Source organism: Hyalangium versicolor (assembly GCF_020103695.1).
Lineage (GTDB): Bacteria > Myxococcota > Myxococcia > Myxococcales > Myxococcaceae > Hyalangium > Hyalangium versicolor.
The window spans coordinates 33,015-54,442 of sequence record NZ_JAHXBF010000012.1 but is presented as its reverse complement, the minus strand read 5'-3'; the positions used below and the strand labels follow the sequence as shown (position 1 = coordinate 54,442).

The following is a 21,428-nucleotide window of genomic DNA, read 5'->3' as shown; positions in this document are numbered from 1 at the left end:
TTTCGCGGAACGTCCGTCGCACAGCGCTGAAATCCGTTAGAAGACAGGGCTTCCGCTCCCACCCGACCCTCCGTGAAATCGCACGAACAAGCCCTCCTCGAAGACCTGAACCCGCCCCAGAAGGAGGCCGTCCTCCATGGGGACGGTCCGCTGCTCGTCCTGTCCGGGGCCGGGAGCGGCAAGACGCGCGTCATCACTCGCCGTGTGGCTCATCTCGTGATGGTCCGCCGCGTCTTCCCCTGGCGCATCCTCGCCGTCACCTTCACCAACAAGGCCGCTCGCGAAATGCGCGAACGCCTCACCCAGCTCCTGGGCGGGCAGGCCAATGAGCTCGTCGTCAGCACCTTCCACTCGTCCGCCGCGATGATCCTCCGCCGCGAGGCCGAGGCCGTGGGGCTCACTCGCAGCTTCGTCATCTATGACGACGGGGACCAGCTCGGGCTCGTCAAGCGCGCCATGCGCGACGCTCGCGTGGAGATGAGCATCCAGCCCCGAGAGATTCTCCACCGCATCGACCAGGAGAAGAACGCCGCCCGCATGCCCGACGACATGCAGGTGGACATCGATGATGTGCGCGGCATGGTGGTGAAGCGGACCTATCAGGCCTACCAGCGCCTGCTGCGCGCCGCGAATGCAGTGGATTTCGGTGACCTGCTGCTCCTTCTCGTCACCCTGTTCCGCAAACGCCCCGATGTCCTCGCCCGGTACCAGCAACGCTTCACCCATGTGCTCGTAGACGAGTTCCAGGACACCAACCCCGTTCAGTACGAGCTGCTGCGTCTGCTGGCGCCTCCTCCAAGCGCCAACCTCGTGGTGGTCGGCGATGACGACCAGTCCATCTACCGCTGGCGCGGAGCCAGCGTGGACAACATCCTCCGCTTTCCCGAGCAGTACCCCGGCGCCAAGGTCGTCAAGCTGGAGCAGAACTACCGCTCCGACCAGAACATCCTCGAGGCCGCTCACTCCGTCATCTCCAAGAACCGCCGCCGCATGCCCAAGAAGCTCTGGAGCGATCGGCAGTGCGGCGAACACCTCCAGCTCCTCATCAGCCGCGACGAGCGCGCCGAGGCCCAAGAAGTGGCTCGGCAGATTCATGCGCTGCAGCGCGAGGGCTTCATCAAGTACTCGGGGATGGCTGTCTTCTACCGCGCGAACGCCCAGAGCCGCGTGCTCGAAGAGGCCATGCGTCTGGCTCGTGTGCCCTATTCGCTCGTGAGCGGCCGCAGCTTCTATGACCGTGCCGAGGTGCGCGATGCCGCCGCCTACCTGCGGCTCATGGTCAACCCTCGCTCCGATGCGGACCTGCTACGCGTCATCAACACTCCCGCTCGTGGCATCGGCGACACCACCGTGGAGCGCCTTTCCGACTACGCCGACCAGCAGGGGATCAGCCTCTATGAGGCCACTTCCCGGCCCGAGCGCATCCCCGGGCTCAACACCACCGCCACGCGACGGCTCTCCACCTTCCACGCGCTGGTGTCCTCGCTGAACAACTTTGCCCAGGAGGCCCGCGACGCCGCCAGTGCCGTGGATCAGATGCTCCAGGAGACGAAGCTCGTGGAGTCGCTCACCGCTGAGGGAAGTGACGAGTCCCTCACTCGCGCGGAGAACCTTCGCGAATTCCTCGGCGCCGCCCAGGAGTTCGATCTCAATCGCGCAGCCGCTGCAGTGGCCGCTGCCACGGCCCAGCCCCCAGAGGGAGCCGAGCCTCCTCCTCCTGAACTCGAGGCTGCGTCTCTGTCCGCCGATGTGCCCCCGCTCCAGGCCTTCTTGGAGCAGATCAGCCTCGTGGGTGAGGCGGATGCCGAGGTGGGAGAGGGCAGGGTGGCGCTCATGACGCTCCACGCCGCCAAGGGCCTCGAGTTCGATGCCGTGTTCCTCACCGGTATGGAGGACAACGTCTTTCCCCACTCGCGCTCCCTCGCCGTCGAGGACCCCGAGGAAAGTGAGGAGATGGCCGAGGAACGCCGCCTCTGCTACGTGGGCTTCACTCGCGCTCGCAAGCGCCTCTTCATCAGCTTCGCGCAGTGCCGCTCTCTTTTCGGTGAGCTGCGCTACAACCCTCCCTCCCGCTTCCTTCGAGATGTGCCGCCCCAGCTCTTCGGCATCGAGCCCGAGGCCCAGCAGGTCCAGCGCCCCGCGCCCTCTCCCGTGGCTCCTCGCCGTCGCTCCTATGATGACGACAGCGGCCCTCGCATCGATCGCTCCTACTCCCAGGCCTCGGATGGAGAGGGCATGAGCGGAGATGTCCGGGGGATGCGCGTGCGCCACGAGCAGTTCGGCGTCGGCCGCATCATCTCCACCGATGGTGTGGGCCCCAACGCCAAGGTCACCGTCGATTTCGGTGGGAGCGTGGGCCTCAAGCGCGTCATCGCCCGCTTTCTCATGCCGGGTTGAGCAGAGCCTCGCGGCCCGGGGCGCTTACGGCTCTGGGACCCGGATGCTCCAGGAGAGCACTCGTCCGTCCAGGCCCAGCGCGAAGAGCTGATCGCCGATGACCACCGGTGTCGTCCGCAGCGGCGTGTCCGTGCGTACCGAGAACACCGGCGCTCCTCCCTGCCGCCGCAGGGCTACTAGCAGGCCTTCCCGGCCGCTCGTGGGCACGATCAGCTGTTCCCCATGCTCGGTGATCTGCGTCACCAGCTGAGCGGGCAGGGCTATCCCCGAGAGTCGCCGTCCGTCCGTTGGAGAGATCGCCAGCAATTGCGGCGGCTCGGTTCCCACCCAGAGCACTCCCTGCAGGTACGTTGGCGGGCTCGTGAGCACCTCCGCCGGAGTCTGCTCCCACCGCACGGAGCCATCCTCTCCCTTCAGCGAGCCTACTCTCCCGTTGCGCATGGACACGTACAGCGTGTCTCCCTCGCGCGTCATCCCCAACACCTGGGTCCAGGGCTTGCGCCAGCGGACCGTCCCATCCACCGTGGAGAGCCCCACCAGCCCCGCATCCCCCAACGACACCACCAGCACGCCTCCCGCCAGCACCGGCGCGGGCAGCCGTTGGCTCGGATCGATATGTGCCTCCTCCGCCTTCGGCGCGGGTTGCCTCCAGCGGACCTGTCCCGTGTCCAAGGCATGCGCTCGCACCGCTCCGTCTGGCCCCTGCACGTAGACGGATGCATCGTCCGAGACCAGTGCCGTGAGTACCGGCGGCACTCCCGTGAGGCGCCAACGCTCCGTGCCATCCGCGAGCCCCAGTTTCGCCAGCTCCCCTCCCACCGTCCCCGCAACGACGCTGTCCCCCGCAACCGTGGGCCGCGCCGCCACCTCCTGGCCAAACTTCACCCGCCACACCGGCTCGCCGCTGCGCGTCAGCCGCACCAGCGCGCCTGCCTCGTTGCCCACCAACACGCCGTCCTCCAACCCCACCAGCCCCGCTCGCGAGGACGCATCCGTGGAGAACGCGAACACCCGCTCCGTGGGCCGCTGGCACCCCGCCATTCCTGTCGCCAGGAGTACGAGCAGCAGGCAGCTACATGGACACGCGCGCGGCAGCATGGTTTGAGGGATGCATCTTCCGACCCGCTCGCGGGTTGGCAAGCAAGGAACCGCGACCATGGCCTCCATTCGTGACGACGAGCTCCCCAGCGCTACCGGGATCCCTTCCGCCGCCAGGCGTGCCGACATCTCCCCACCCCCGGCCATCGAAGTAACCGAGGAGCTGCTCCACGCCCTCCCCAAGACGGATCTGCACTGCCACCTCGATGGCTCCATGCGGCTGAAGACCATCCTCGAGCTGGCCGAGCAGCAGAAGATCAAGCTCCCCGCTGACTCCGTGGACGGGCTGGCCCAGGCCATCCACATGGGCCAGGTGTGCAAGAGCCTCGAGGAGTATCTGGTGGCGTTCGACGTCACCCTCTCCGTGCTGCAGACCGCTGATGCGCTCTATCGCTCCGCCTACGAGCTGGCCGTCGATGCCGCCGCCGAGAACGTGCGCTATCTGGAGGTCCGCTACTCGCCCGCACTGCACCTGCAGAAGGGCCTGAAGATGACCACGGTGATCGATTCGGTGCTCGAGGGCCTGCGCGCCGCCAAGCGCGAGACGGGCATCAAGTGCGGCGTCATCGTCTGCGGCATCCGTCACATCAACCCCCAGACTTCCATGCGTCTGGCCGAGCTGAGCGTGGCCTACAAGAACCGCGGCGTCATCGGATTCGATCTCGCTGGCGCCGAGGCCAGCTTCCCCGCCAAGGACCACAAGGACGCCTTCCAGCTCATCCTCAAGAACAACGTCAACTGCACCGCCCACGCCGGCGAGGCCTTCGGCCCTGAGTCCATCTCCCAGGCCATCCACTACCTGGGCGCGCACCGCATCGGCCACGGCACGCGGCTTCGCGAGGACGGCGACCTGCTCAACTACGTGAACGATCACCGCATCCCGCTCGAGGTGTGTCCCACCTCCAACGTGCAGACGGGCGCGGTCTCCAGCCTCAACGCGCACCCGCTCAAGTTCTACTTCGACTACGGCCTGCGCGTGACGATCAACACCGACAACCGGCTCATCACCGACACCACGGTCACCAAGGAGCTGTGGCTCGCTCACAAGGAGCTCGGTCTCGCGCTGGAAGACCTCACCACCATCATCGTCTCCGGCTTCAAGAGCGCCTTCCTCCCGTTCCGCGAGAAGCAGGACATGCTGCGCGCCGTGAACCAGGAGATCGCCACCACGCTCGCCGCCTTCGAGAAGCGACCCACCCCCGTGAAAAAGCCCGCCTGAGTTCCCGAGCCGATGAGCTCGCGGGTCCATATATAAGGAGGCGGTTCGTCTCAGGAGGAGACCCGCTCAATGGACCTGGAGCTCGCCGGCAAGGTGGTGCTCGTGACGGGTGGCTCGGAGGGACTCGGAGCCGCCGTCTGCAATCGACTCATCTGGGAAGGCGCTCGCGTCGCCCTATGCGCCCGGAACCTGCGCAAGCTCGAGGCCACCGCCGATACCTTGCGCGCCCAGGGCGGTGAGGTGCTCGCGCTCACCGCGGATGTGACTCGCGCCGAGGACCTGGAGCGCTTCGTCAAGGCCGCCCACGAGCGATGGGGCCGCGTGGATGGGCTCGTGAACAATGCCGGCTCCGCGTCCGCCAGGCCCTTCCTCGCCGTCACCGAGAAGGAGTGGGAGGAGGACTTCCAGCTCAAGGTGTTCGCCGCCATGCGCACCGTGCGGCTCGTCGTCCCCCACCTGCGCGCCGCGGGCGGTGGGTCCATCGTCAACGTGCTCTCCATCAAGGCCAAGGAGCCCGGGAAGAACACCACCCCGTCCTCCGTGTCCCGCGCCGCGGGCATGTCCCTGACCAAGGTGCTCTCCAAGGAGTTCGGACCGGAGGGCATCCGCGTCAACGCCGTGCTCGTGGGGATGATCGAGAGCGGGCAGTGGAACCGTCGCGCCGAGGCCTCAGGCAAATCCGCGGACGAGTTCTACGCCGAGCGCAGCCGTGAGGCAGGTGTGCCGCTCGGGCGCATCGGGCGGGCCGAGGAGTTCGCCGACGTCGTGGCGTTCCTTCTCTCGGCGCGCGCTTCCTATGTCACCGGCACCGCCATCAATGTGGATGGAGGACTGTCCGGCGCGGTGTGAGGTGGGGCTCGGAATCCCTTCGCGACTCCGAGCCCTGCTTCGCCTTAGTTCCTGGCCCTGCGGCCCACGGCCACGAGCGCCAGGAGCAGCATGCCCAGTCCGAAGGCGCCGGATGCACCCCCAGAGCCCGTGCCGCAGCCGCAGCCTTCCGAATCCTCGGGGAGGACAGGGACATCCCCCGTGGAGATCTGGAATGCGAACCGCGACTCGCCGCCGTCACCGTCGATGACCTTGGTGATCACCGTGAGCAGCCCCTTCTCCCAGGGAGTCTGGGTGAAGACTCCCTCAGGCGTCAGAGAGCCTTCCGCGCTCACGAGTACCCAACGGAGTGGGTCTCTGGCTCCCGCAGCGTCCGAGGCCGAGAGCTGGAGGGTGACGGGCTGACCGGGAGTGATGGAGACCCGCTCCTGCGGTAGCGGCACGGGGAGTGTGTTGTAGATGAGCACGTTGCGCGTGATCACCTGGCTGGCGCCGGTGAGGCTGTCCTTGGCCGTCACCTTCAGCGTGAAGCTGCCGTCGTCGGCCCAGGTGTGTGAAGCCGTCGTGCCCGTGGTGGCAGGAGTGCTGTCCCCGAAGTCCCAGATATAGAAGAGGTTGGACTGCGGAGCGGTGATGCTGAAGGGCACCGAGGAGCCCTCGACTCCGACGATGACCGGAGTGGAGGGCACGTCCATCGCGACCTGGATGGGCGCGGCGTCGCGCACCCGGACCCGGAGCACTGTGCTGGCCTTCTCCGTCGTGGTCGTGGCCTCGAGCCGCACCGCATACGTGCCCGGAGCCGCGAAGGTGTGGACAGGCAGGTCCTCCTGGGACGTCTGGCCGTCTCCGAAGTCCCACCGGAGCGCAATCTCCGCGCCGGCCTTGTCCACCGCGTTGGCGTAGAAGCGCACCTGCTGGCCTTGGGCCGGGCGCAGGGTGTCCGCTGCCGCGCTGACCGTGAGCGCTCGCTCCTCCACGTTGAGCTGTACCTCCGCCGTGGAGCTCGACTTGCCGTCGCTCACCGAGAAGGTGAAGCGCTCCGTGCCCCGGAAATCCGCCGGCGCCATATAGAGGACGTCGGGCGGCTTGCCCGTCAGTGTTCCCCTCGTGGGTGGGGACACGATGGCGAAGGTGAGGGCCTCGTCGTCCGCGTCGCTGCCATCCAAGGCGATGGCCGTCGGGTTGCCCACGGCGACGTCCAGCGTCTGCGCCAACGCCACCGGCGCGCCATTGTCCCCTCCGATGGTCAGCGAGATAAGGGTCTCGGGTGAGGTCGCCTGCCCGTCCGAGGCCGTGAAGGTGAAGCTGTCCAGCCCGGAGTAATTCGCCGCGGGCGTGTAGGTGAGGTTGGGCGGCGTGCCCGTCAGCGTGCCGTGACTGGGGCCCGATGCCACCTTGAAGCTCACCGGAGAGCCCTCCGGATCCACAGCGGTGAGCGTGATGGTCGTGGCCGTCCCTTTTGGAACCGTGAGCGACTGGGCCTCCGCAGCGGGCGCGTCGTTCACCGGTGTCACCGTGATCGAGACCGTCGCGACCGCCGAGGTTTCCAGGCCGTCCGACACCGTGAAGGAGAGGCTGTCCGAGCCGGAGTAGTTCGCCTCCGGCGTGTAGGTGAGGTTGGGAGGCGTGCCCGTCAGCGTGCCGTGCGCAGGCTGCGAGGTGATGGTGAAGGACAGGGTGTCTCCATCCGGATCCGAGCCCTCCAGCTTCACGCCGACTGGCGTGTCCTCCAAGGTCGTCACCGCGTTGTTCGAGGCAGAGGGGCCGCTGTTCCCCGTGCCGACGAAGAGGGAGATGGTGCCCGGGACGGAGGTCACCTGGCCATCCGAGACCGTGAAGGTGAAGCGGTCCGCTCCATGATAGCCCGCCGCGGGAGTGTAGGTGAGGTTGGGAGGCGTGCCATTCAGCGTGCCATGCGTGGGTTGAGAGGTGAGCGCGAAGGAGAGCGAGTCCCCATCCACATCCGTCCCCGTGAGGACGATTGGCAGCGCCGTGTCCTCCGGAGTGCTCAGCGAACGCGAGGTGGCCACCGGTGCATCGTTCACCGGGGTGACAGTGATGCTCACCGTTCCGAGCCCCGAGTTCGCTGTGCCATCCGAGGCCGAGAAAGTGAAGCTGTCCGGCCCGAAGTAGTTTGCGTCGGGCGTATAGGTGACGTTGGGAGGTGAACCCGTCAGCTTGCCGTGGCTGGGAGCCGAGGCCACCACGAAGCTCAACGGATCGTTCTCCGCATCCGTGGCCTTCAGCGTGATGGCCTTGGCGGTCTCCTCCGCCGTGGTCACGGATTGCGCGGACGCCACCGGAGCGTCATTGACCGGAGCGACCGTGAGGGACACGGTGCCCGGAGTCGACGTTGCCTGCCCATCGGAGACCGTGAAGGTGAAGCTGTCCGGCCCGGAGTAGTTCGCCGCGGGCACGTATGTGAGCTTCGGTGCAGTACCGGTGAGCGCTCCGTGCGAAGGCGCCGTGGCTACTGCATAGGTCAGTGGCCCTCCCTCGGCGTCGGTCCCCGTGAGTTCCAGCGCGAGCGCCACATCCTCGTCCGTGCTGACGCTCTGCGACTGCGCGGTGGGCGGAGTGTTGGTCGAGCTCCCGGGCAACAGCCGCCGCGCCTTCAGCCGCTGCACGCTGCTGCCCAGCGATACGTCCGTCACCTGATACACCGCCAGCACCCCCTGCGCGCCCCCGGACGCCAGGGTCACGACGCTCTCGTCCGAGGCGCTCGCCGAAAGGATGAAGCCGTCACCGTCCAGCACCGTGCCACTTCGCGAGACTCTCCCGGCGTACAGATCCAGGTCCGTTCCGCCTCGTCCGTCCTGCCACGCGATGAGGAAGTCCGTTCCATCGAACACCACAGAGGGTTGCTGCTGATGTCCCGGGGCGGTGGACACCGCGATCGGCGCTGCGTCGAGCGGAATCCCAGTCGTCCTCACGCGACGCGCGAACAGGTTCGACGAGGGGAAGGACTGGTAGTCCGACCAGACCAGCAGATAGTTCGTCCCGTCGAACGCCAACGCTGGATCTGTCTGTGCCTCGGTGCCGCTCGCGAGCTGCACTCCCGCCGTATCGAGCACCGCTCCCGTGCGGCTCACCCGCGCTCCGTACACGTCGGCGGTCGAGTTGTTCCTCAAGTCGCTCCACGCCACCAGGTAGTTCGTTCCATCGAAGGCCAGAGCAGGCATGGACTGATCATTCGCGTCCGTGCTGATCCCGAAGAAGAGCGGGTCGAGCACGCTGCCCGACTTGCTCACCCGCGTGCCGTAGATGTCTCGGGCGGCACTGGTGCCCGAGTCGTCCCAGACGACCAGGTAGTTCGTGCCGTCGAAGGCCACCGCAGGGTGCTCCTGTGGGCTGAAGCGCTGGCAGAGGGGCAGGCCGGTGGTGTCCAGCATCGTCCCCGCCGGACTCACCCGCGCCCCGAAGATGTCGCTGGTGGGACCGTTGCGTGTGTCCTCCCAGACGACCAGGTAGTTCGTGCCGTCGAAGGCCACCGCCGGGTTGCGCTGGTGGCCCGTTGCTCCGGAGATCAGCACTCCCGCGGAATCCAGCACCGTGCCGCTCGCGCTGACTCGCACCCCGTAGAGATCGAACCCGCTGCCCCGGTTGTCCTGCCAGACGACCAGGTAGTTCGTGCCGTCGAAGGCCACCGCCGGGTTCGTCTCGCTGTTGGTGTTGAGGCTGAGCGTGACGCCGCTCGGGTCGAGCACCGCGCCCGTCGCATCCACCCGGGCCCCGACGATGTCCAGGGTCCGCGCATCGCCCCAGGTGACGAGGGCGCTCGTGCCACTGCTCGCCACCGCCACCGTGGACTGGTCTCCCAGCGCCGTTGCCACTGCCAGCCCCGAGGCATCCAGCACCGTCCCCGCCCCGTCCAGCCGGGTCGCGTAGACATCCAGCGTCCCGTTGCGGAGGTCCTGCCAGGCCAGCAGGCACTGCGTTCCCAGACGCGCGAGCGCGGGCAGGGTCTGGTTGGCCGCGGACGTGACGAGCGGCAGTCCCAATCCGTCCAACACGCTCCCGTCGGGTGCCACGCGGGTTCCATAGAGGTCGATTCCCGTGGCGGCGGTGTTGCGAGCGTCCTCCCAGACGACGACGTAGGAGGTGCCGTTGAACGCCACCGTGGGGTTGGTCTGCGCCTGCTGCGCCGAGTTGATGATGATCCCCCCCGTGTCGACGAGGGTCCCGCTCGGGGAGATGCGCGCACCATAGATGTCGTTCTGCCCCAGGCGATCGTCCTGCCAGACGGCCAGGTAGTTCGTCCCATCGAAGGCCAGCGAAGCCGCGAGCTGGTTCTTGTCGGCGGCGGAGACAGCGAAGGGGCTCCCCACGGGCTGGCCCGATGGGCTCACGCGCAGGGCATTGAGGTTGCTGGGCCCGTTGAAGCCGGTCCTCTCGTCCCAGACGATGAGGTAGTTCGTGCCATCGAACGCGATCGCCGGAGCGCGCATCAGTTGCGTGAAGACCGCCGAGGTCGCGAGCGCCAGTCCGTTCGGATCCAGCACCGAGCCGGCCGGGCTCACGCGGGCGCCGTAGATGTCGTTGCCGCTCCCGCGCCGGCCGTCGCTCCAGACGACCAGGTAGTTCGTGCCATCGAAGGCTACAGCCGGGCTCTGTTGCGCGTTGAGGGACGCGCCGATCGCGAGGCCCAGTGTGTCCAGCACGGTTCCGGACTGGCTCACGCGAGTACCGTAGATGTCCGCGTCACCGCTTCGGTCGTCCACCCACACTACGAGGTAGTCCGTGCCGTTGGAGGCCACGGCCGGCGTGGTCTGGTTGCCTCCGCCCGCTGTCACCGGTGTATCCAGTCCGAACTCCGGAGAGATCGTCGGCGCCAGCATGACCGGGAAGGCCGCGGTGGCCAGCAGGGCCTCGGGCACCCGGAACTCCACGGCTCCCGCGACGGCGTGGGCGCGGAGCTCCCGCTGCTGTCCGGAGGCATCCGTCCAGGTGGCGTGGCTGTACCGGACGCCCAGCCCGGACGCGTCCGCGAAGTGCACGCCCTGGGCGGTCTCTCCCGCCAGGCGGAGCCCACGGATTGGCACCCGGATGAGCAGATCCCCCGCGCCCTGAGGCGGATGGGCGAGGCTCCAGCGCTGCTCGATGCCGTTCTCGTGATTCCGAAGCTGCTCCTCCACTGGGCCTCGCGCCAGCGTGAGCGCACCTTCCTGGGACAGGGCGCCGAGTGGACGGGCGTTGTCCACCAGTGCTCCGCCACGCGAGAAGACTGCTGCGCCAAACGTGACGGGAGTGCCCGTGAGGACGGAGCCGCTCGCGCTGGGGTGGTTCTCCGGGACTGCCAGCGAGGCATGGCGCGGAGTGAAGGTCAGTCCACCTTCCGTGACTCGGGCGGACCAGGTGGTGTGGCCTGCGGTCCAGGCGTCACCCTCTCGCCGATATGCGAAGTGCACGCGGCGGATGACCGAACCGAGATCGAACGGAGCGCCCGGCGTATCCAAGGAGACGCGGGGCGGTGGGGTCCGATCGGTGGGAGGAGCCGCCTGCTCACGGCAGGAGACTCCGAGTGAAAGGAGGACAGCGAAGGGGAGGAGGCGGGTCGAGAGAGAGGGGCTCAAGACAGGTCGGGGAAGCTGAGGTGTGGAACGGGGGCAGACCATGTCACGCGGACCGGTGTCGGCGTAAGAGGGGCGAACCCCCCATATGAAGACGAGCTCGGCAGGCTTGGGGGCTGGGGCGCCTGGGGAACCGGGCTGGCGGTGCGGGAGGGATTCGACGAGGGCAGTACGCTCCTAGCCGATTGGGTACATTGGAGGCCATGAGCAACTCCTCCCGCCCTCCCAAGGGGCTCCTGGTCCGCGGACTCAAGCTGGTCGGACGTCTCACCAGTCCCGAGACCCGCTCGGGCCAGGTCTTCTCCAAGGTCGAGCGCGGCCTCACCAAGGTGACCACCAAGCTCGGAGAGAGCCCCACCTGGTTGCGCATCAGCGGCGGAGTCATGCGGCAGGGCTTCAACCTCCGCATCCGCCGCCACGCCCTCCAGGAGCGCGTGCTCCAGGCCCTGCGCATGCCCGCAGCCTCCGATGTGGAGTCCATGCGCGATCAGGTCCGCCGCTTGAGCCAGCAGGTCGAGGCGCTCGGCTCGCAGCTCGAGATGGCCGTGGAGCTGCTCGAACGCCAGGAGCGCCCCTCCCAAACCTCCGACTCCTTGCAGGAGTCTCCTCCGCCCGAGCCCGTCCCCCGCCGACACGGACGCTGAGCCTTTCGAGAGTGCCCCATGCCGTCGAACACCTTCCAACGCTTCCGCTCCTTCGTCTCGGGCCAGGTCGAGCTGTCTCGTGCCATTACTCAGGCCGTCCAGCAGCGTCCGATCAACCCCTATCCGTACCTGCGACCCATCATCGAGAGGGCCTCGGGCGTGCGAGAGCCGCCCATCAGCCCCACGCAGCACTCGGTGGTCTACACGCGCGGCAGCATGCGGCTCCTGCGCTATGCCTCGCCCCATCGCCGGTGGCGCACGCCCATCCTCTTCGCCTACTCGCTCATCAATCGCTGGTACATCCTCGACTTCCTCCCCGGCCGCAGCCTGATCGAGTTCCTCACCCGCGCTGGCTTCGATGTGTACGCCATCGACTGGGGCATCCCCGGCGCCGATGAGCAGCACCTCTCGTGGGGGGACTTGTTGGGAGAGCTCGTCCGCCAGGCCGTGCGGTGGACGCTGCGCTCCAGCGGCAGCGACGAGCTCACCCTCTACGGCTACTGCATGGGCGGCACGATGGCCCTGGCCTACGCGAGCCTCTATCCCCAGGGCCTCCGCAACTTCGTGGCACAGGCCACTCCCGTGGACTTCAGCCAGGGCGGCGTCTACTCGCTGTGGACGCAGCCAGCCCACTTCGACGTGGACTCGCTGGTGGATGCCTACGGCAACATCCCCTCACGGGTGCTCGAGAGCGGCTTCTTCGCCGCAGCGCCCGTCCAGCGCATCACGCGGTGGCTGGACGTGTGCCGCCACATCGACGAGCCCGAGTACGTCACCACGTTCCTCGCCATGGAGCGCTGGGGCGCTGACGCCGTCCCGTTCCCAGGCGAGGTCTACCGCCAGTACATCAAGGACTGCTATCAGCAGAACCTCTTCTGTCAGGGCCGTATGGAGGTGGGCGGTGAGCGCGTCGAGCTGAGCCGCATTCGCGCCTCCCTGCTCAACGTCATCGCCGAGCAGGACACCATTGCTCTGCCTCCCATGAGCGAGCCCCTGCCCAAGCTGGTGGGCTCTCAGGACGTGCAGACGCTCCGCTTCCCAGTGGGACACATCGGCCTGTCGGCCTCCAGCAAGAGCCCCTCCAAGGTGTGGCCCGCCATCACCGACTGGATCGCCGCACGCTCGCGGCCGTTGGAGTCGTGACGCGATGAGGAATCCGATGTCGTCACTGCGTGAAGGCTCGGTCCACCTCAGGGACGGTCGCCGGCTCGCGTTCGCTGAGTCCGGAGACCCCTCGGGCGCGCCCGTCATCTTCCTTCACGGCAACCCGGGCTCGCGCTACATGCGCCACCCCGACGACAGCCTCACCCATCGTCTGGGCGTGCGGCTCATCACCCCGGATCGGCCAGGCTACGGGCACTCCGATTACCAGCCCGAGCGTACGTTGCTCGACTGCCCCTCGGACATCGAGCAGCTCGCCAACATGCTGGGGCTGGCACGCTTCGCCGTCTTCGGGGTGTCGGCTGGCGGCCCGTACGCCGCGGCGTGCGCGTGGCGCCTGGGCGAGCGCATCACCCGCGCAGCCATCGTCTCGGGCGCGGCGCCGTTCGATCGGCCCGGAGCCACGAAAGGCGTCAACCGCGACTATCGCAACGCGTACTCGATGGCGGCCTGGCCCGAGTGGTTGCTGCACCCCATCATGGCCCTCCATGATCGGTCAGTGCGCGGCAACCCTCACAAAGCGCTCGCGGGGGTGATGGCTCACAGCTCGGCCGATGACCGCGCCGTGCTGTCCGACCCGGCCATCGCCGATCAGGTGCAGGGCTGGAGGTTGGAGGCCACTCGCCAGGGCGTGCGAGGCATGCGGCGCGAAGCTCACATCCTCGTCTCGCCCTGGGGTTTCCGGTTGGAGGAGATCCGCCCGGAGGTTCACCTCTGGTACTGGGAGGGAGACAGCATCGTGCCTCCACAGATGGGGCACTACCTGGCCTCGCGCATCCCTCGGACCGTGCCGCACTTCCTCCCCCGAGGTGGACACTTCTCGATCTTCACCTCGTGGAAGGACATCCTCACGTCGCTCGCGCGGACCGGGTGAGGCCCGTCAGTTGATCTGGTCCCATCCGCGGCCCGACTTGTTCCACTCAACCGTTCGCCTGTCGGCGGTGTCAATCTCAGGTCGTGCTATTCCTGTCTTAAGTGTGCTTAGGTGGTTCTCTCTGGAAAACAAGAAAGAGAGAAACGCCATGCAGCAACTGTTGCTGGTCGCGGCCCTTTTCACGGTCTCGGCCGCGAGCGCCCAGACGTTCACCAATCCCATCCTGCCCGAGACGTCGGCCGATCCATCGATCGTCCTCTACAACGGGTTCTACTACCACGCGTCCAGTGCGGGAGACGCCGGCATCCAGGTCCGCAAGTCCTCCACCCTGACGGGGTTGGCGAGCGCCTCGGCTGTGAGGGTTTGGACCGCTCCGGCCACGGGGGCCTACAGCAAGGAGGTGTGGGCGCCGGAGATCCAGCTGATCAACGGGCGCTGGTACATCTACTTCGCGGCCTCGGATGGCAACAATGCCAACCACCGCATGTATGTGCTCGAGTCCGCCTCGCTGGACGCACAGGGCGCATACACGTTCCGGGGACAGTTGAAGGCCACGACAGACAGGTGGGCCATCGATGGTGCGGCCATCCAGAAGGACGATGGTTCGCTTTACTTCGTCTGGTCCGGCTGGTCGGGGACCACGGATGGACAGCAGAACCTCTACATCGCCCCGATGAGCAACCCATACACGGTCAGCGGGGAGCGCGTGCTCATCTCCCAGCCCACGTTCATGTGGGAGGGCCGCGCGATGACGCTCAACGAGGGGCCGCAGCCCATCCGCCTCGGCGGCAAGTACGCCATCATCTTCTCCGCCAGCGGCAGTTGGACGCGCGAGTACACCCTCGGGCTGCTGACCAACACCGACGGCAACCTGCTCAACCCCAAGTCCTGGGTAAAGACCGGGCCCGTGTTCCGCCAGAACGGCGATGTGTACGGCGTGGGGCATCCCACCTTCGTCAAGTCGCCCGACGGCTCGGAGAACTGGATCGCCTACCACGCCAAGCGCCTCAGCTCCGACGGGTGGGGTGATCGCAGCGTTCGTGCCCAGAAGTTCTATGTCGACAGCGCCGGCTCGCTGAACCTCGGTGTTGCCCGCTCGGTGTCGATCGCCCAGCCCAAGCCCGCGGGTGAGGGTGGGGCGCCCGCTTCCGCCAACCTGCTCGATGGCAACGGCTGGGGCGGCTCGTTCGAGGGCGCGGGCCGCGTCGGTTCGTGGACCATCTCCAGCCCCACGGCGGCCACCAGCACCACGCTCGGCGCCGGCTGGGCCAGCCTCTTCCGCGGCAACCCCAACTTCGAGACCGTGGCCGCCTCGGCCAACGTCCGGTGGATCGCCACGGGCACCACGGCCGCCTATCCCAAGTTCGGCATCTTCGGAGCGTACAAGGATCAGAACAACTACATCGCCGTGTTCCTGGACAAGAAGTACGGCGTGCTCGCCACGCACGCGATGATTGGCGGCGTGGACAAGGGCTGGCAGAACTCGGCGCTCCCCGCGGGCTTCTCGTGGACCGTGGCCCACAACCTCCGCATCGAGCGCAGCTGGAGCGGCAGCCAGAAGTTCTATCTCGATGGTGCGCTCCAGCAGACGCGCGCGCTGGACAACGTCATCGGGATGATGGGGCTCGTCACCGAGGACACCCAGGCCGAGTACACGGGCGTCACCCTGGATTCGCTCCAGGGCTGGGGAGATCCGGCCTCCGACTGGGCCGGCAACGGCATGTACGAGATTCGCAGCGCCCAGGACGTCGTGGCCTGGCAGTTCGGAGGGGGCTGGAAGAGCCTCTGGCGCACGGCCTCGCCCACCACGGCCAACTACACCGTTGAGTCCGGTGTGCGGCTGCTCTCCCAGGGCTCCACCGCCTATCCCAAGTACGGCATCTACGGGTGCTTTCAGAACGGGGCCAACTACATGACCGCGTGGATGGATCCGAAGTCCGGAGTGCTCGCCACCCACGCCGTGGGCGGCGGCGTGGACCTGGGCTGGCAGAACACCGCGCTCAGCGGGTTCACCTTCACCAGCACCCACTCGCTCAAGGTCGTCCGCAGTGGCTCCACCTTCACCGTGTATGTCGACGGCGTGCAGAAGCAGTCGCGCACCGTGGGGCTCTCCGGGTGCCAGACGGGTGTCGTCGCCGAGGACAGCCAGGCCGAGTTCACCGGCTTCCGCGTCTACTGAGCTGGAGCCACCGTCCGGCGCGGGACGAGGAAGAGCAGCCGCCCCTTCTGCTTCATCAATCCGGCGGACAGCTCGGCCTCGGGCCCGCGCCCCCAGAAGATGTCCACACGCCCGGCGCCCTTGATGGCGCCGCCCGTGTCCTGGTTCAGCATGAACCGCGACAACGGCTGCCACTCCACCGTTCCGTCCGCGCGCTGCACCGGCCGCTCTGTCTGGAGGAAGGCCAGCGCGCCGCGCGGGAACAGCTTCGCGTCCGTGGCGATCGAGCGCCCCGGCGTCACCGGCCTCCCGAGCGAGCCCACCGCGCTGCTCTCCAGGAAGCGGAAGAACACGTAGGACTCGTTGTAGTCGAGCACCCGGTTGCACTGGGTCTCGTTCGCCGCCAGCCACGCGCGCAGCGCCTGCATCGACATGGTCTCGCGGGGGATGGCTCCCTCTTGGATGAGCAGCGAGCCGATGCTCCGGTACTGTCGCCCATTCGAGCTCGCATAACCGATGCGCCGCTCGCTCCCGTCCGGAAGCCGCAGCGTGCCGCTGCCCTGCACCTCCACGAAGAAGAGCGCCACCGGATCCTTCGCCCACGCCAGCTCCAGCCCCTGGCCGTTCAGCTTCCCGCCACGGATCTCCCCCCGGCTCCAGTAGGGCACCAGCCGCCGTCCCTCAAGCCGCCCGAAGACGCGCTCCGACTTGAAGCGCTCGGCGAAGGGTTCCAGGGGAACTTCGATCAGATCCTTCGGGGCTCCGTAGATGGGTGTGGCGTACTCGGTCGTCCGGGTGAGGCTCGCCTCGATCGCCGGCTCGTAGTAGCCCGTGAAGAGGACCTGGCCGTCCTCGCCTCCCGCGGCCTCCAGGGGCTCGAATTCCGCGAGGACGCGCGCCGTGAGTTCCGCTGGAGTCAGGCCATTGGTGAGGCGCGCTTGCAGGCGCTCGAGGGCCGCACGCAGCTCGGCGGCTGGCACCACTCGCGGGCCGAAGACGAAGGGCTGATCCACGGGCCGCGTCTTCAGCCAGGTCAGGCTCTCCGCGATCGCCGCCCGGAGCGCTGCGGGCTGTCCATCGTCCCGCAGCTCCAGCGAGCCGGACGGTTCGCGCAGCGCGTCCTCGGGCCGCGTCGCCGGAGTCCATGGGCGCGGGCAGCCCGTGACGAGGACACATGCTGCCAGAAGGAAGAGGAAACGCGCGTGACGGGAGGTCATGTCCTACTGCCCGAGCGCTCGGAACGAGGCGGTCAGCCGCTCCATGTTCATGCCCACGAAGAGCCCCAGGGCGAACACAATGATCACCAGCAGCAATGTCCCCACGGACGAGCGGCCCCCACCGCGAGCCTTCGCCTGGACGCCCTGCGCCTGCGCACCCTGCGCCTGCGTCGGATCCGGATCATCAGGGATCTGCACGACGATCTTGATGCCGCCGTAGAACAGCGTCTCCACCAACTCGTTGAGGAACCGCTCGTACTCCTCGTCGGTGATGTCCGGCGCTGCGGCGTAGCGGGCCTTGTGCCGCCGCTCCACCACGGCGTAGCTGCGCAGTTGGGCTTCCTTCTTGGCCACGTCCACCCAGCCGCAGACCACCGCGGGCGCCGTCTCCAGGTTCGACACGAGCGAGATGGGCTGCCGGGCCAACAGCCCTCCCGCGGTGCTGGGCCCGTCCGGCTCGTCGATGCGCAGGCGGTAGGATGCCGTGCCGTAGCTCCGGCGCGCGAACGTCGCCTTGATGAGATCCGCGACCATCGCCGCCTTGTTCGAGAACGCCGTCCTCAGCTCCTCGCCCGGCGGAGTCGCATTCACGGGCAGGGGCTGGAGCGGCGGCAGCAGGTGCGGCGCGGTGACTACGGGTGTCACGACGGCCGGCGGCGGCGGAACGTAGTTGGGAGACGTGATGACGGGGGTGGGAGCCGCCGGCGGGGGAGGAATGTAGTTGGGCTGGGTGACGACCGGAACGATGGGCGCCTGGGGGATGTAGTGCGGCTCCGTATGCATCGGAACGAGGACCGGTGGGCCGCTCGGAGGAGACACCAGGGCTTGGTGCGGCCCCGAGGCGATGGGAGGCAGCGACTGGGCCCGAGTCGGGAGCGCGGCCGCCTCATTCTCTCCCGCATCCCAGGGCAGGGGAGCCGCCTGCTTGCCCACCGAGGGCGTCACGCCAGACTTCCGAGCGGGAGGACGCGGTGCGTCATCCGAGTCCTGCAGGGCCTGCCGTGTCCCCGTCTTCCGAGGGATGGGACGCGTGGAATCATCCGAGTCCTGCAGGGCCGGCCGTGCCCCCGTCTTCCGAGGGATGGGACGCGTCGAGTCGTCCGAGTCCTGGAGCGCCGGTCGTGCCCCTGTCTTCCGAGGGATGGGGCGTGTCGCGTCGTCCGGGTCCTGCAGTGCCGGCCGCGCCCCCGTCTTCCGAGGGATGGGACGCGTCGAGTCGTCCGGGCCCTGCAGTGCCGGCCGCGCCCCCGCCTTCAGAGGGATGTTGCGCGTGGCTTCGTCCGGCCCCTGGACGTCGTCATCGTAGGGGACAGGATCGATCTTCCGAGGCACGGGCGGGGTCGCGTCATCCAACGGGTCCCCCTCGTTCTCATCACCGGGGGGCGCGGCGTTGGGCATCAGCCGCGTCGAGTCCCTGTCCTCGTCCCACGTGGGAGGCTCGGGAGGTAGTTCCGCTGCATCCTCTTCGTCCTCCTCCTGGGGAGGCTTGACGCGAGTCTCCTCGGAGGAGAGCACCGGTGGTAGGGGACCCCTCTGCTTGTTCGCCATGGGAAGTTCCTCCCCCATCGTGCAATGGACTCAACCCCGGGTCCAGTGGCCGGGTGTGACCCGGGCGCCTTTCTACCCCGAAGGAGCGGCCCTCGGCAGGCGAACGGAGAAGCGGCTGCCCTGGCCCGGCCCCGCGCTGGTGGCCCACAGCGTGCCGCCGTGGCGCTCGACGATCTCCCGGCAGATGGCCAGTCCGAGTCCCAACCCTCCGGCGTAGTGCAGGGCCGCGTTCTGCGCCCGGTAGAACGGCGCGAACAGGTGCGGCAGGCTCTCGGCGGAGATGCCGATGCCCCGGTCCTCCACCTCGAGCAGCGCGTCGCCGTCCTCGGGATGGATGCGGACCTGGATGGGGGTGTCCGGCGGGGAGTACCGCACCGCGTTCTCGATCAGATTCGTCAGGAGCTGATCCAGGCGTTGCTCGTCCCACTCGCCCGTCAGCGGACCCTCGGGGAGTTCGAGCTGAATGGGCGCGCTCCGCTCCGGCCGGGAGTGTTGGATGCGGTCGACGACTTCGCGAGCCAGCGCGCCTACCTCCAACGGGGTGCGGTTCAGGGAGAAGCGCCCGGACTGCATGCGCGACACGTCCAGCATGTCCCCCACCAGCCGCGTGAGGCGATCCACCTGCCGCTGCAGCCGCATGATCGTCGAGCGCTGCTTGTCCGGGCTGAGCGGTGGGACTCCCGCTTCCTGCCGGAGCAGCATCGCGACCGTGGCCTTGAGCGGCGTCAGGGGCGTGCGCAGCTCGTGGCTGGCCATGGAGAGGAACTGGTCTCGGAGGGCCACCGCCTCGCGCAGCTCCTGCTGGGTGCGCTCGATGCGGGCCGCCATCTCGTTGAATCCCGAGGTGAGCTGGGCCAGCTCGTCATTCCCTCGGGCCGGCACGGGGTGCTCGAGCGGCAACGTGCCCAGCGCGGCGAAGCCATCCCGGAGCGCCTCGAGCCGCTGCGCCACGTCCCGGCCCGCCCACCGGGACAGCAGCAGCGCGACGGCGCCCGCCAGCAGCGCGATGCCCACCACGAGGGCGCTCAATCGCGTCAGGGGCGCGAAGGCCTCGCGCAGGTAGGCGGTGACCACCACCGTCCAGGGCGTGCCGGGCACCTGGGCATGGGCCACCAGCAGGCGGCGCCCGGAGGGCTCGAAGGCTTCGTTCATGCCCATGGGCGTGGAGAGGTCCGCCGCGTCGACGAGATCCAGGATGGGCGCACGGGTGAGCACGTCGTTTCGATCCGTCTCTCGCAGCAGGGCGCCGTCCCGCTGGTCGAACAGCTCCACGTGGTAGCTCCTCGCGGCGAGCGTCCGCTGGAGCCGCAGGCGGGGCAGGGACAGGGCGCCGACGAGGACGGCCGGGTGTTCGGCCTCCACGTCTACCGGGATGGCGAAGACGACGACGGGTTGTCCGCCCGCTCCGAGGAAGGGTTGCGAGAGGAACACCTCGGACTCGTGCCGCGCCTGCTGTGCTCGCTGGAAGTACTCTCGGTGCGCGAAGTGGCCGCGCAGGCTCCCGAGCGCCACGGAGGGCACCAGCGTGGTGCCCGTGCCATCCAGCATCCAGGCCGCGTCGAACTGCCCGGACTGGTTCTCGAACTGGTGGACCCGGGCCTCCAGGGTGGCGATGTCCCTCGAGCGGGTGGCGGCCAGGAACGCGGGCTCCTGCGCCTGGGCTCGGAGCACGTTCCGCGCCGCCGCCACGTTCTGCTCCAGCCAGGCGACCTCGGAGTCGACGGCGGTCTCCGCCTTGCTTCGCAGCTCGCGCTCGATGGCCCGCTGCGCCACGAAGGAGGCCAGTGCCCCCACCGCCAGCACTGGGAGGACCGAGGCGATCGCCATGCCCCGGAACAGCCGCCAGCGGACCCCGGAGGGCTGGGGGAGGCGGCGCATGAGCACCACGAGGAAACACCCGGCCGCCAGGACGAGGTACAGCTCCATGCCGATCCACGACACCGCGACGGCGAGGACGAAGGCCATGTGCAGGAACAGGGCGCCGAGCACGCCGAGGGCCAGGCGGCTGAGCCCCGGCCGCCGGCGGATGAGCCCGAAGGTCAGCAGCACTCCGGCACTCAGGTAGAGCACGCCTACGGGACGGACGATGGGCTGGAGCGACGAGTAGAGAACCGGTCCGAACGCGGTGGGCTCGGCCAGCATGAGCCCCGCGAAGCCCACGGCCACCACGGCGAGGAATGCGGAGAACAGCCCCCGGCCGCGCCAGCGGGGGAGTGCCTCGGCGATCATGGAAGCTGTCATCAGGGGATAGAGGAAGGCTCCCGTCAGTCCTCCCGACACGAGGCTGACGGCCCACCAATAGGTCCCCAGCGCGCCCAGGAACAGCGCGCGCCCGAGCCAGCCAATCCCCACGGGCCACGAGGGGTACAGCAGGCAGGCAATCTGGGCGATGGAGCCCACCAGGAACATCCCGCCCAGCAGGCGGACATGGGTGTAGATGGTCTGGAAGGGGCTCGAGCCGAACTCGTAGGGCACGTACACCATCGTGATCCCGACGAGCAGCCCGAACACCGTGGCCGCCCACTCGACGCGGACCCGATCCAGCACATCCATGGCGGGAGACTCACACAGCGTCTGGGGGTGGTCACGCTTCACAAGGGGTTCGTTTCTCAGTGAACGCTTGATGCCGCGAGGGTCGTCCTTTTCCAAGGCGGAAGTTCCAGGCCCGAGGCGGCCGAGGCGGTGGGGAAATTCCCCTTCGGGCCATGCTTATT

General features: G+C 68.1%; 12 protein-coding genes. 7 read left to right on the top strand and 5 right to left on the bottom strand.

From position 1 onward, the window contains the following. The first annotated feature begins 72 nt into the window (after positions 1 to 72). Positions 73 to 2,397, top strand: a complete 2,325-nt coding sequence (locus tag KY501_RS24590; protein ID WP_224365739.1) for an ATP-dependent helicase — start codon at positions 73 to 75, stop codon at positions 2,395 to 2,397. A 24-nt stretch (positions 2,398 to 2,421) separates the two neighbouring features. Here KY501_RS24590 and KY501_RS24585 read toward each other — a convergent pair whose 3' ends face one another. Then, positions 2,422 to 3,438, bottom strand: a complete 1,017-nt coding sequence (locus KY501_RS24585; protein WP_224365738.1) for an outer membrane protein assembly factor BamB family protein — start codon at positions 3,436 to 3,438, stop codon at positions 2,422 to 2,424. A gap of 115 nt (positions 3,439 to 3,553) precedes the next feature. Here KY501_RS24585 and add point away from each other — a divergent pair, with 115 nt between their 5' ends. Together add and KY501_RS24575 are read left to right on the top strand one after the other, a co-directional pair. Then, positions 3,554 to 4,714: an adenosine deaminase gene (gene add, locus KY501_RS24580; protein WP_224365736.1), complete on the top strand. Its 1,161-nt coding sequence runs from the start codon at positions 3,554 to 3,556 to the stop codon at positions 4,712 to 4,714. A gap of 69 nt (positions 4,715 to 4,783) precedes the next feature. Then, positions 4,784 to 5,563, top strand: coding sequence for an SDR family NAD(P)-dependent oxidoreductase (locus tag KY501_RS24575; protein ID WP_224365734.1), 780 nt, complete (start codon positions 4,784 to 4,786; stop codon positions 5,561 to 5,563). 44 nt (positions 5,564 to 5,607) lie between these two features. Here KY501_RS24575 and KY501_RS24570 read toward each other — a convergent pair whose 3' ends face one another. Further along, entirely contained in the window at positions 5,608 to 10,998 is a 5,391-nt protein-coding gene (locus KY501_RS24570; RefSeq protein ID WP_224365732.1) for an Ig-like domain-containing protein, read from the bottom strand. A 317-nt stretch (positions 10,999 to 11,315) separates the two neighbouring features. On the opposite strand from KY501_RS24570, the gene KY501_RS24565 reads away from it, so the two are divergent. The 4 genes from KY501_RS24565 to KY501_RS24550 all read left to right on the top strand — a co-directional run bounded on the left by KY501_RS24565 (position 11,316) and on the right by KY501_RS24550 (position 15,970). Next, a complete protein-coding gene (locus KY501_RS24565) occupies positions 11,316 to 11,756 on the top strand; it encodes a hypothetical protein (protein ID WP_224365730.1) in 441 nt (146 codons plus the stop codon). Positions 11,757 to 11,774: 18 nt separating this feature from the next. Next, positions 11,775 to 12,899, top strand: coding sequence for an alpha/beta fold hydrolase (locus KY501_RS24560; protein WP_224365728.1), 1,125 nt, complete (start codon positions 11,775 to 11,777; stop codon positions 12,897 to 12,899). 16 nt (positions 12,900 to 12,915) lie between these two features. Then, positions 12,916 to 13,791, top strand: coding sequence for an alpha/beta fold hydrolase (locus tag KY501_RS24555; RefSeq protein ID WP_224365726.1), 876 nt, complete (start codon positions 12,916 to 12,918; stop codon positions 13,789 to 13,791). Positions 13,792 to 13,939: 148 nt separating this feature from the next. After that, positions 13,940 to 15,970 (top strand): glycoside hydrolase family 43 protein, encoded by a 2,031-nt coding sequence (locus KY501_RS24550; protein WP_224365724.1) that lies wholly within the window; start codon positions 13,940 to 13,942, stop codon positions 15,968 to 15,970. On the opposite strand, the gene mltA is transcribed toward KY501_RS24550, so the two are convergent. The 3 genes from mltA to KY501_RS24535 all read right to left on the bottom strand — a co-directional run bounded on the left by mltA (position 15,964) and on the right by KY501_RS24535 (position 21,309). Beyond that, positions 15,964 to 17,166, bottom strand: a complete 1,203-nt coding sequence (mltA, locus tag KY501_RS24545; protein ID WP_224365722.1) for a murein transglycosylase A — start codon at positions 17,164 to 17,166, stop codon at positions 15,964 to 15,966. The two genes, KY501_RS24550 and mltA, sit on opposite strands and share 7 nt — an antisense overlap. 3 nt (positions 17,167 to 17,169) lie before the next feature. Further along, entirely contained in the window at positions 17,170 to 18,714 is a 1,545-nt protein-coding gene (locus KY501_RS24540; protein ID WP_224365721.1) for a hypothetical protein, read from the bottom strand. A 72-nt stretch (positions 18,715 to 18,786) separates the two neighbouring features. After that, positions 18,787 to 21,309 carry an ATP-binding protein gene (locus KY501_RS24535; protein ID WP_309242990.1) on the bottom strand — a complete coding sequence of 841 codons (2,523 nt, stop codon included), beginning with the start codon at positions 21,307 to 21,309 and terminating at the stop codon, positions 18,787 to 18,789. Positions 21,310 to 21,428: the final 119 nt, after the last annotated feature.